We start from the raw sequence: 10,514 nt of genomic DNA, 5'->3' as shown, positions 1-10,514 counted from the left end.
CCGACCGCCTAAAGGCTCTTCTTGTAGCCGAGATGGCTGCCGGTGAAGCCGAGGCTTTCGTAAAAACGATGCGCGTCCGCCCGCCCTTTGTCGGTGGTCAGTTGAACGAGGCCGCAGCCGCGCGCGCGGCACGCGTCGATCGCCCATTCGATCATCTGCCTGCCGATGCCGTCCGAGCGCCTGTGGCCGGCGACCCGAACCGCCTCGATCTGGCCGCGCCACGCGCCCTTGCGCGAGAGCCCGGCAAGGAAAGTTATCTGCAAGGTGCCGACCACCTCGCCGCCATCCACGGCCACCGCCAGCAGCTGATTGGGATCGGCGTCGATGGCGTTGAAAGCGTCGACATAACCTTGCGCCAGCGGCAAGGAAGCGTCCTCGCGGCCGGCGCCAAGCGGATCGTCGGCCAGCATGGCCACGATATCAGGCAGGTCGGAGGCCTGCGCACGGCGGAAGGTGATCATGGTGTCGAGATATCGCGAGGCGGCGGCAGCGGCAAGATTTGAATACGCTCCCACTAGGCGCGGGCTAAACTTCGCCCTCATAAACCCGCTGCGCCTGCGTCAGCGCCTCATCGAGCCGCGCGCCCTCGGCATATCCAGCCAGGTTCCGCGGCCGCTCCATGTCGGGCAGCAGCCTCGGACACGGCTCGGCGGCGCCGACCACCATCCGCACCGGGATGACCCCGGCCCAAACCGGATGCCCGTAATCCTCCTCGTCGTCGCCGACGCCTTTGGCGCGCACCTTCGCCGATGCCTCTTCAATACGCATGCCGATCACCGTCGTCGCCTTGGCCTCCTGCGCCGAGATCGGCCGCAGGGTCTCGCTCCGGCCGGGATAGAAACGGTCGACGACGCCGGCCAGCGCCTTCAGTTTCTCCTGCGGCTCGTCGACGATTCGCGCCGTGCCGAAACACATCGCCGAGCGATAGTTGGCCGAATGGTTGAAGCCCGAGCGCGCCAGCACCAGCCCGTCGAGATGCGACACCGTGAGACAGGCCGGCGTGCCGCCGCGCAGATTGCGCAGCATGCGGCTGGCCGACGAGCCGTGCCAGTACAGCATGTCGTCCTCGCGCCAGTGGATGGTCGGCGTGCAATAGGGCTGGCCGTCGAACGTATAGGCGACATGGCACAGCAGCCCGGCATCCAGCACCGCGAAGACTGCCGCATGGTCGTAGCTGCCGCGCTCGTGCAGGCGCTTGACGCGGTTGCGGCTGGTGGTCGGAAAACTGGCTGGCGTGTCGTTCACGGCTTGCATCCTTGGTTGTCGTCTGCCAAGCATGCGCCATGACATTGGTCGATAAAAGAACCAATCCTATGAAGAAAAACCGGACCAATTTTCCGGATTGGTCGGCGCTGATCCCGGTCCTGCCGGGCGACGGCCCGCGCAGCCGCGAGCTCTATGCGGCGCTCAGGCGGCTGATCGAGATCGGCGCGCTGGCCACCGGGGCGAAACTCCCGACCACCCGGGATCTCGCACAGCGCTTCGGCCTGTCGCGTTCGGCGGCGGTTGCCTGTTTCGAAATGCTGATCTCGGAGGGGTTTGCGGTCGCCAAGGTCGGCGCCGGCACCTTCGTCGCGCCTGATGTGCCGCATCTGCCGCTGACGCTGATCAAGCCGCGTCCAGCGGAGATCGAGGTCGCGGCGTCGCTACCTTGCGGCCTTGGCGTTGCGGTCTCCGATCCGCGCACGCTTGATATGTTTCGCATCCTTCTGTCGCGCCACCTCACCCGCCCCGGACCGGAGCATTTCCGCTATGGCGATCCGCGCGGCGGCCTGCCGCTGCGCACGGCAATTGCCACCTATCTCAGGACCGCACGCGGCGTGCGCTGCGACGCCGGCCAGATCGTGCTGACGTCGGGCACGCAGCAGGGGCTGGATCTCCTGGTGCGTGCAGCACTTCGCCCCGGCGATGCCATCTGGATCGAAAACCCCTGCTATCCAATGGCGCACGCCGTGCTGGCCGGCAGCGGGGCCACGGTTTTTGGCGTACCCGTCGACGCGGAAGGGCTCGATCCCGAGATCGGCGAAAGCCTGTGCTCCAAGGCGCGCGCGGCCTATGTCACGCCCTCGCATCAATATCCGCTCGGCGTGACGATGACGATGCGCCGCCGTCTCGCTTTGCTCGACTGGGCGCGGCGCAACGATGCCTGGATCATCGAGGACGACTACGACAGCGAGTTCCGCTATGCCGGCCCGCCGCTGACCTCGCTGCAGGGCATGGACGGCTCGGGCCGTGTCGCCTATCTCGGCACCTTCTCGAAAATCCTCTTCCCCGGCCTGCGCATCGGCTATGTCGTGGTGCCCGAAGCGCTGCTCGATGCCGTGATGGCGGTCAGGGCGCGCTCCGACCGCTTCCCCTCGACGCTGGCCGAAGGCGCGCTGACCGACCTGTTGAACGAGGGCCATTTCGCCGCGCATCTCAGGCGCGTGCGCCGCCGGGTGCAAGCCGCGCGCGACGTGCTGGTCGCCGGCCTCGAGACGCATTGCGGCGATGCCCTCGAGGTAACCGTGCCCGAACAGGGGCTGCACTTGATGGCGACGCTGAAGCACGCCGGGCCGGACACGGCGATCGTCGAGGCGGCGAAGGCGGCAGGTGTCGGCGCCAGGGCCTTGTCCTCGATGTTCATCGGCGGGGCGTCCCGGCAAGGCCTGGTGCTGGGTTTTTCCGGGTTTTCGGACGAGGAACTGATGGCCGCGACGGTACGACTGGGTGGGGTGATGGGCCGCAGTCCCGGCCGCCAAACTACCTGATCCTGCTCAAACAATCCTAGGGCGAAGCAGGAGCGCAGCTCCGTCTCGGAGGCCCTCGGATGACGAAGTCCTCAATCCCCATCGGCGGGCTGGGCCTTGCCGCACTGCGCCAGCACCTTGCCGATGGCCGCGCTTGAACCCTTCAGCGGAAAGCTGATCTCGCCATATTTGGCTGAACTGACCGACACATCGCCCTTGCCGCGCAACAGGTCGAGCAGCGGATCGGCTTTCGCCAGGTTGACCACGAAGTAGTTGTACATGGCCTCCAGCTGCAGCGCCTTAGTTACCGTCTTGCCGTCGGCCTTGAACGCGAACGAACCGCTGATGCCAGGCTCCAATTGCTGGCCGTTGGCGCCGAGATCGTAGCTCAGCACCGGCGTGTCGAAACAGGTCAGCATCAGATACGCATCGCCTTTCGGCCCGCCGCAGACCGAGGCCGTCAGCACGCTGCCGCCCTCGTCTTCCTCCATCCTGGCGCTCCAGCCGCCGCACGACGCGGCAAACGCCGGTTGCGCGGCCTGCAGGACCGCTACCGCACCGGCGACGACGAGATGTGCAACTCTCATGGCTCCCCCAATTGACTGCCTTCAGGGCATTTGCAGCGCCCGTCGCCAGCATATAGGAAAAAGCGATCCGATGGCATTGCCCCTTGCGGCAGCCGGTCCTGTTTCGCGGAGAGTTGGATTGAGAGCCTGCATTCGCCTGTGTCTGTCCTTTGCCGCCCTGCTGGCCTTGCCGCTCACCGCTCATGCCGAGTGGAAGCCGGTCGAGAAGATCGAGCCCTACGCGATCTCGGGCCAGTCCGGCGCCGAACTCTACCGCTCGATCGGCGAGAAAGGGCCAAAGCTCGGCATTGCCCGCGCCATCGCCTACACCAATTTCAAGCTGACCTGGGGGCTAAGGGATTACAAGCCCAGCGGCAAGGACTGCGTGCTGACGGCCGGGCGGCCGAAGCTGATCGTCACCTACACTTTGCCGAAACCCTCCCGCTCCCTGCCGCCGGCCGTCCAGAAGAACTGGGACACCTTCATCGCCGGCGTCGCCGCCCATGAGAAGGTGCATGGCGCCAGCATGGTCCAGATGGTCCACGACATCCAAGCCGCGACGGACGGCCTGACCGTCGCCGACGATCCCAAATGCAGCAAGACCAGGGCCGAGGTGGTCAAGCGGCTCGACGCGATCTCGAAGGCGCGGGTGCAGGCAAGCCGCGACTTCGACCGTATCGAATTCGGCAATGGCGGGAATTTGCAGAAACTGGTTTTTTCGCTCGTGACCGGCCCCTGAAGCCACCTGACACGGATCAGGAGGCGGGCACTGATGACTTACCACGAAATGCCGGAGGGACAGCGCCCCCCTCTGTCCTGCCGGACATCTCCCCCGCAAGGGAGGAGATTGTGCTCTCATCTGCTTTCGGCAAATTTCCAGCGTTGCAAGACAGGCGCAGCAATTGAAGCTGCCGATCTCCCCCCTTGCGGGGGAGATGGCCGGCAGGCCAGAGGGGGGCTGACAGAACTCGGCCCCTTCCAGCTACTGCGGTATGGGCGCAAGGTACAAGCCCTCACCGCGTTTCCGCGTTCGCTCTCAGCTCCGCCCGCTTCTCGTCCGACACCACGGCCAGATCCAGCACCTTCTGCAATTCGGCCGCATGGCGGAAGGACGGTTCGGCCTGCACGCCCGTGCGCACCGCGTCAGTGAAACGCTGGTAGTTGGTCTCCACCGTGCCGGGGTCGCGCTCTTCCCATATGGCGTTCTCGACATTCTCCCCCACGCATGCCTTGAGCGTCGAACCGTCGAGATTGTGCACCACTTCGATGCCGCCCTTCTCGCCATAGATGCGCAGACGCAGTTCGTTGAGATGGCCTGTTGCCCAGCGGCTGGCATGCACCACGCCGAAGGCGCCGTTGGAGAAATCCAGCGTCATCGCGAAGCTGTCATTGGCGTCGAGTCCGTAGTCGCCGATGCGGTTGCCGGGCGCCTTGTCGAAGGCGCGCAGCCGGCAGAATACATGGTCGATGCCGACGGCTGCGCCATAGCTGGCGAAATCGAGGATGTGGATGCCGACATCGCCGAGCACGCCATTGGAACCGTGGCCGCGCGACAGCCGCCACAGCCATTTCGGATCGGTGCGCCAGTCGCCCCAGAATTTCGACACCAGCCAGCTCTGCAGGTAGGACGCCTCGACATGCCTGACGGTGCCGATCTCGCCCGCTTGCACCATCTGGCGCGCTTTCTGCAGCGCGGCCACATTGCGATAGGTGAGGTTCACCATGTTGACGATGCCGGCAGCCTCGGCGGCATCGGCCATCTCGGTCGCCTTGCCGAAGTTTTCGGCCAGCGGCTTTTCGCACAGCACCGGCTTGCCGGCGGCGATCAGCGCCATGGTGGTCGGGTGATGGATGCGGTCGGGCGTGACATTGGCCACAGCGTCGAACTCACCCCATGCCAGCGCCTCCTCCAGTGCGGTAAAGCGGTTGGGAATGTCAAAGCTGTCGGCGAACTCGCCGACCCGCGCCGGATCGACATCGACCGCGCCGACAATGTCGACGCCCTCGATGGCGCTGAAGCGCCGGGCATGTTCCTGCGCCATCCAGCCGGTGCCGAGTATCAAAAGCCGCATTATTTGCTCCTTGGGGTGAGATGCCGGAATCCCCTCCCGGCCGACGCCCTCAAATAGCGCGTATAATGCCGCCGTCGACCCGGATGTTCTGGCCGGTGATGTAGCCGGCGCCTTCGGACGCCAGGAAGGCGATGGTCGCGGCGACCTCTTCCGAAGTGCCGTAGCGCTGCATCGGCACCGAGTCGCGGCGTTCTTCGGTGGCCGGCAGGCTGTCGATCCAGCCGGGCAGCACATTGTTCATGCGCACATTGTCGACGGCATAGGTGTTGGCGAAGATCTTGGTGTAGGCGGCAACGCCGGCGCGGAACACGGCGGACGTCGGGAACATCGGGCTCGGCTCGACCACCCAGGCCGTCGAGATGTTGATGATGGCCCCACCCTTCTGCTTGACCATCTGCGGCGCCACGATGCGCACCGGCCGGATGACGTTGAGGAGGTAGACGTCCATGCCGGTGTGCCATTGCTCGTCGGTGATCTCGAGGATCGGCGCGCGCGGCCCGTGGCCGCCGCTATTGACCAGCACGTCGATGCGGCCATAGCGCTCCAGCGTCAGGTCGACGAGGCGCTGCAGATCGTCGTTCGACTGGTTGGAGCCGGTGACGCCGAGCCCGCCAAGCTCCTTGGCCAGCGCCTCGCCCTTGCCCGAAGAGGAAAGAATGGCAATCTTGAAGCCGTCCGCCGCCAGCCGCTTGGCCGCCGCCGCCCCCATGCCGCTGCCGCCGGCCACCACCACAGCTACTTTTTCTACACTCATCGGATTTTCCTCTCAGGGTTTGCGGGCACCGCAAGCGGTGTTTTCGGGAGTTGAGCGTCGATATAGCTGGTTTTCCCCGTCGGTTCGAACCAGAATGCCTGAAATCAACCTGTAGAAAAACTACTGCATGCCCGAAACCTTCCTCAGCTTGCCGCCGTTGAATGCGCTGCGCGCCTTCGAAGCCTCGGCGCGTCATCTCAACTTCCGCATCGCGGCCGAAGAGCTCAACGTCACGCAAGGGGCGGTCGCCCAGCACATTCGCGGGCTGGAGGCCGATCTCGGCACGAAGCTGTTCGAGCGGCTGCCGCGCGGCCTGGCGCTGACCGACGAGGGCCGCGCCTATGTCCCCAACATCCGCCGCGCCTTCGACCTGATCTCGGAGGCGACGCTGCTGCTTCGTCCCGAGCCGGCGCGGCTGACGATCAGCGTGACGCCGAGCTTCGCCACCAAATGGCTTATCCCGAGGCTGCACGACTTCGTCGCGCACAACCCGCTGGTCGACCTGCGCGTGCTGGCCAGCGAAAGCCTGTCGAGCTTCCAGGCCGATGGCGTCGACATCGCGGTCAGGCAGGGCCGCCCACCCTTCGGCGCCGGGCTGGCCGTCGACCTGTTGTTTCCCCAGCAGATCGTCGCCGTGTGCAGCCCGGCCCTGCTGCCGGCCGGCGCGATCGAGATCGCGGCCTCCGAAATCCAGCACCACGTGCTGCTGCACGATGCCCACAATCTGTGGCCGGAATTCATGGAAAAGGCGATCGGCCTGAAGATGACGACCGAACTCAAACGCATGCGCTTCAACCAGACCGGCCTCGCCATCGACGCGGCCGTCGCCGGCCAAGGCATTGCGCTGGCCAGCCGCTTTCTCGTCGCCGCCGACCTCGCCGCCGGCCGTCTGGTTCAGCCCGTCAGCGGCGAAATGCGCGGCACGCAGGATTTTTATGTCGTGATGCCGAGAAAACAGCGCCACCCCGAGCCGACGCAAGCCGTGCGGCAATGGTTGCTGGATGCCGGAGAGCGACGACCTTTGTCGTGAGACCTTCGCACGCACGGAGACGTCAAGCCGCTTGCCTATGAGGCAACGACGGGCGCACCGCGAAAGATCGCCACGGCGGCAGCGACGATTTCCGCATTGTCCTTGGCTGTCCTGCCGTCGGCGAGCGTCTTGCCGTCTTCCAGACCGACCCGCGTCGACCAGTGCTTTCGATGGGCAAGCTCCACGAACGGCCAGACGGTGGCATCGACGCCATGCAGCAGGATCGGCCGCCGTACCCCGGCGCGCTCGAGTACGGCGGCGATGCCATGCGCTTCATCGAGTGCAGCGGACAGATCGGGGATGTCGATCTCGATTAGATTGCGCAGCACCTGGTTGTGGCCGGGAAGCGCTACGAAGCGCTCGGCATCGGCGACGACGGCAAGCCCCGTCTCGATGCCTACACCACGCTGGCGCAGCAACTCCATCACGGCGGGCGCATCCGGTTCGGACAGGTTGACCGAAGCATAGTCAGGCAGGTCTCGCCAGCCGGCGATCGCCGCGCGGGTCCGCTCGACGTCGTTCTCGATCCAGGCGCCGGTCGACACGCCAACCAGTGTTCCCGGGCAGGTCCGGCGCACCGCCAGCACCGTGGCGTCGACGGCTGCCAGGCTTTCGCGTCCGTCGGTGCCGCGCGGATGGATATGCAGTTCGGCCGCTCCAGCGGCGACGCAGGCTGCCGCATCGCTGGCCATTGCCTCGGCAGTCAGCGGCAGCTTCGGGTGGAAATCGCGCGGACGCGCGCCGTTGATGCAGGCCTGGACGATCATCGATGTCACCTTGCGCAAGGGGCCGCAGTGTAGCTGTGCGGCGTTGAAACTGCCAATCTCCCCCCTCGTAGGGGAGATCGGCAGCTTCAACGCCGCGCGCCTGCTCACAACATTCGGCGGCATTTGAATAAAAGCCGCTTGTGGATATTTACCCGGCGTTCCCTCGTCTCCGGCAAGCTCTTTTCAGGGCGGGATCATGGAGGGACCATTGACCAGCGATTTTTCAGCCGCCCGCATCCACCTCGAACGCGCCTATCATTATCTGCAGGGCAATGACGAGACGAGCCGTGCCGCCTGTGACGCGCTCGATCTGTTGATCGAAGCGGTGACGGAGGCGCAGCACAGGCGACCCGAGGCTGGAGTGCTGGAGTTTCCGCAATCGACGGCGCGGCGAACCGGATAGAAAGTGTCGAGTTTCAGGCCAGTCCGGCCTGGCCTGAAACTCGCCGCACCCGGATCACGATGCCTTGCGGGCCGTCGCTCCCTTGGTTGCGCGCGCGACAATTCGCTCGAGCGGCTCCGGCCGGTGCAGCAAAAATCCCTGGCCGAAGGCGACCCCCATGTCGCTCAACATGGCCAGCGTGTCCTGCCGTTCGATCTTCTCACCGACCACGTCGCAGCCGAGGCTACGGGCAATGCTGGTGATGGCCAGCACGATCTCGCGGTCGAAGCGGCTTTGCGTGATGTGCTCGATGAAGGAACCGTCGATCTTGATCGTGTCGACGGGGAACCGCCGGAGATATTCGAACGAGCTCATGCCGGCTCCGAAATCATCGAGGCCGACCCGGCAACGCCGCTCGCGCGCCTTGCGCACGAACTGTTCGGCGGCATCGAAATTGGTGACGGCGGCGGTTTCGGTGATCTCGAAGCCGATGCCCGAATGCGGCGCCCCGGTTTCTTCTATGACGCTGTCGACGAAGTCCCAAAGCTGCGGATCGCTCAGCGTCTGCGCCGACAGATTGAAGCCAAGCGTCAGCGCCCCCGAACGCAAGGCGGCACCATGCCGCGACAGCGCGGTGCGGATGATCCAGCGGTCGAGCCGCGACGCGATGCCGAACCGCTCGGCCACCGGAATGAACTCGCCGGGTGGCACCAGCCGGCCGTTGCGTGCGGCGAGCCTGGCCAAGACTTCGACATGACGGCTTTCCTGCCAGGGGCGGCCCAGAAGATGGATTTCCTGGCCAAACAGCTTCAGCCTGCCGTCTTCCATGGCATCGACCGTATCGGCGACGATGCGCGCCGCGTTGAGGCCACCCGAACCCGATGCCGTATCGGTGGAGAAGACGGCAAATCGGTTTCGCCCGGCGGCCTTGGCCGCGTAGCAGGCGTCGTCGGCACAGGCCAGCGCGTCGGCCACCGTCGTGTCGGCGTCATCGACGAAAGCGATACCGATCGAGGCCGCCAGCTTGCGCGACGTGGCCGTCGATCCAAGTTCGGCATCGCGAACCGCGGCAAGTACCGCGTCGGCCAGCCGCCCGGCCTGCGCCGCATCGCAATTGGGCATCAGCAGCGCGAACTCGTCACCGCCCAGGCGCGCGGCATGCGCCGTCGCGGGAAGGCAGCCCAGAATGCCTTGCGCAACGCTTTTCAGTGCCAGGTCGCCGGCCGCGTGGCCGGCAAAATCGTTGAGCGCCTTGAAGTAGTCGAGATCGACATAGAACACGGAAAGCGGCAGCAACTGCGCGGCCGCGATATGATCGGCCAGCAGCCGGTCGAACGCGGCGCGGTTCAAGAGACCGGTGAGCGCGTCATGGCGGGCCGCATAGGCAAGCTCCTGCTCGCGCTGCTTGTCTTCGGTGATATCGCGCACCGTGCCCAGGATCTGCCCCGCCAGCCGGCGGTCCCGGATTTGCGGGTCGGCGATGAAACGCAGCAGGGATTCTATGTGCCGGACCTCTCCGTCGCGCCGCACGATGCGGTATTGCACGGCGGTGACCTTGTCCGTTTCGAGCGGCACCAGATGCGCGCGCGACGCGGCCTCCTTGTCGTCCGGATGCAGATAGCCGAACCAGTGGTCGCGCTCGACTTCGGCGGTGTCGGAGACGAGCCCGAAAATCTCCCTGGTGCGTTGGTCCCAATAACTTTTGCCGCCCGCGAGGTCGTGGTGCCAGATGCCGGTGCCGCTGGCGGCGAGCGCCAGGCGAAACCGCACATTGACCTGCTCGAGTTCGGCCTCGGCGGCCTTCTGCTTGGAGATGTCGGTCTGCACACCCATCAGCCTGAGCGGCTTTCCCATCGCGTCGCGCTCGACGACGCCGCCGCGATCGAGCACCCACACCCAATGTCCCTGCTTGTGCTTCAGCCGCAATTCGGTCTCGATGGCGTCGGTCAGGCCGGCAATGTGGCGGTCGCCGCTGGCCAGCGCCCGCTCGCGGTCGTCGGGATGGGTCAGTTGCAGCCAAAGGTCGCTGGTGTTGGCCAGTTCGCTCTCATCGTAGCCTAGCATCCGCGCCCAGGTCGCGGAATAAAAGCAGTCGCCGGTCACAAGATCCCAGTCCCAGACGCCAAGATGCGCGCGCTCCAGGGCTTTTGCCCAGAACGTTCCATTGCGACTTTTCTTACCCTGACGCGCCATCGTCTGCTTCGCCTGCTCCAC

11 protein-coding genes are annotated in these 10,514 nt (G+C 65.5%); 4 read left to right on the top strand and 7 right to left on the bottom strand.

The annotated features are described in order from the left end of the window. Window positions 1-8: 8 nt before the first annotated feature. Together A9K65_RS15990 and A9K65_RS15985 are read right to left on the bottom strand one after the other, a co-directional pair. Complete coding sequence (locus A9K65_RS15990; protein ID WP_064994061.1) at window positions 9-461, bottom strand: GNAT family N-acetyltransferase; 453 nt, start codon at window positions 459-461, stop codon at window positions 9-11. Between the two features lie 64 nt (window positions 462-525). Next, window positions 526-1,278, bottom strand: coding sequence for a pyridoxamine 5'-phosphate oxidase family protein (locus tag A9K65_RS15985; RefSeq protein ID WP_064993916.1), 753 nt, complete (start codon window positions 1,276-1,278; stop codon window positions 526-528). Window positions 1,279-1,313: 35 nt separating this feature from the next. Between A9K65_RS15985 and A9K65_RS15980 the strand changes: the two genes are divergently transcribed. After that, entirely contained in the window at window positions 1,314-2,750 is a 1,437-nt protein-coding gene (locus A9K65_RS15980; RefSeq protein WP_084015816.1) for a PLP-dependent aminotransferase family protein, read from the top strand. 71 nt (window positions 2,751-2,821) lie between these two features. On the opposite strand, the gene A9K65_RS15975 is transcribed toward A9K65_RS15980, so the two are convergent. Then, on the bottom strand, window positions 2,822-3,316 hold the full coding sequence (locus tag A9K65_RS15975) for a hypothetical protein (RefSeq protein ID WP_244506842.1): 495 nt from the start codon (window positions 3,314-3,316) through the stop codon (window positions 2,822-2,824). 118 nt (window positions 3,317-3,434) lie between these two features. Here A9K65_RS15975 and A9K65_RS15970 point away from each other — a divergent pair, with 118 nt between their 5' ends. Then, complete coding sequence (locus A9K65_RS15970) at window positions 3,435-4,034, top strand: DUF922 domain-containing protein (RefSeq protein WP_063168572.1); 600 nt, start codon at window positions 3,435-3,437, stop codon at window positions 4,032-4,034. Window positions 4,035-4,308: 274 nt separating this feature from the next. On the opposite strand, the gene A9K65_RS15960 is transcribed toward A9K65_RS15970, so the two are convergent. Further along, window positions 4,309-5,367, bottom strand: a complete 1,059-nt coding sequence (locus A9K65_RS15960) for a Gfo/Idh/MocA family oxidoreductase (RefSeq protein ID WP_064993918.1) — start codon at window positions 5,365-5,367, stop codon at window positions 4,309-4,311. Between the two features lie 49 nt (window positions 5,368-5,416). Further along, window positions 5,417-6,121, bottom strand: a complete 705-nt coding sequence (locus A9K65_RS15955) for an SDR family oxidoreductase (RefSeq protein WP_064993919.1) — start codon at window positions 6,119-6,121, stop codon at window positions 5,417-5,419. A 127-nt stretch (window positions 6,122-6,248) separates the two neighbouring features. Between A9K65_RS15955 and gcvA the strand changes: the two genes are divergently transcribed. Further along, window positions 6,249-7,151: a transcriptional regulator GcvA gene (gene gcvA / locus A9K65_RS15950; protein ID WP_064993920.1), complete on the top strand. Its 903-nt coding sequence runs from the start codon at window positions 6,249-6,251 to the stop codon at window positions 7,149-7,151. 35 nt (window positions 7,152-7,186) lie between these two features. Here the strand turns inward: gcvA and A9K65_RS15945 are convergent, their stop codons facing one another. Beyond that, complete coding sequence (locus tag A9K65_RS15945) at window positions 7,187-7,918, bottom strand: 3-keto-5-aminohexanoate cleavage protein (protein WP_064994062.1); 732 nt, start codon at window positions 7,916-7,918, stop codon at window positions 7,187-7,189. A 208-nt stretch (window positions 7,919-8,126) separates the two neighbouring features. Here A9K65_RS15945 and A9K65_RS15940 point away from each other — a divergent pair, with 208 nt between their 5' ends. Next, on the top strand, window positions 8,127-8,321 hold the full coding sequence (locus A9K65_RS15940; protein WP_024501638.1) for a hypothetical protein: 195 nt from the start codon (window positions 8,127-8,129) through the stop codon (window positions 8,319-8,321). A 54-nt stretch (window positions 8,322-8,375) separates the two neighbouring features. Here the strand turns inward: A9K65_RS15940 and A9K65_RS15935 are convergent, their stop codons facing one another. Continuing rightward, the gene (locus tag A9K65_RS15935; RefSeq protein ID WP_063168575.1) at window positions 8,376-10,493 is read right to left on the bottom strand and encodes an EAL domain-containing protein; all 2,118 of its coding nucleotides are present in this window, start codon (window positions 10,491-10,493) and stop codon (window positions 8,376-8,378) included. Window positions 10,494-10,514 lie beyond the last annotated feature (21 nt).

It is taken from the genome of Mesorhizobium sp. WSM1497, from assembly GCF_001672455.2.
GTDB classification, from domain to species: domain Bacteria; phylum Pseudomonadota; class Alphaproteobacteria; order Rhizobiales; family Rhizobiaceae; genus Mesorhizobium; species Mesorhizobium ciceri.
The sequence above is the reverse complement of the archived record's forward strand: the minus strand, read 5'-3'. Positions and strand labels throughout refer to the sequence as shown.

Bases quoted from the DNA above. Each gene is read 5' to 3' on its own strand.
- A9K65_RS15990 (WP_064994061.1), bottom strand. From the start codon at position 461: ATGATCACCTTCCGCCGTGCGCAGGCCTCCGACCTGCCTGATATCGTG.
- A9K65_RS15985 (WP_064993916.1), bottom strand. From the start codon at position 1,278: ATGCTTGGCAGACGACAACCAAGGATGCAAGCCGTGAACGACACGCCA.
- A9K65_RS15980 (WP_084015816.1), top strand. From the start codon at position 1,314: ATGAAGAAAAACCGGACCAATTTTCCGGATTGGTCGGCGCTGATCCCG.
- A9K65_RS15975 (WP_244506842.1), bottom strand. From the start codon at position 3,316: ATGAGAGTTGCACATCTCGTCGTCGCCGGTGCGGTAGCGGTCCTGCAG.
- A9K65_RS15960 (WP_064993918.1), bottom strand. From the start codon at position 5,367: ATGCGGCTTTTGATACTCGGCACCGGCTGGATGGCGCAGGAACATGCC.
- A9K65_RS15955 (WP_064993919.1), bottom strand. From the start codon at position 6,121: ATGAGTGTAGAAAAAGTAGCTGTGGTGGTGGCCGGCGGCAGCGGCATG.
- gcvA (WP_064993920.1), top strand. From the start codon at position 6,249: ATGCCCGAAACCTTCCTCAGCTTGCCGCCGTTGAATGCGCTGCGCGCC.
- A9K65_RS15945 (WP_064994062.1), bottom strand. From the start codon at position 7,918: ATGATCGTCCAGGCCTGCATCAACGGCGCGCGTCCGCGCGATTTCCAC.
- A9K65_RS15935 (WP_063168575.1), bottom strand. From the start codon at position 10,493: ATGGCGCGTCAGGGTAAGAAAAGTCGCAATGGAACGTTCTGGGCAAAA.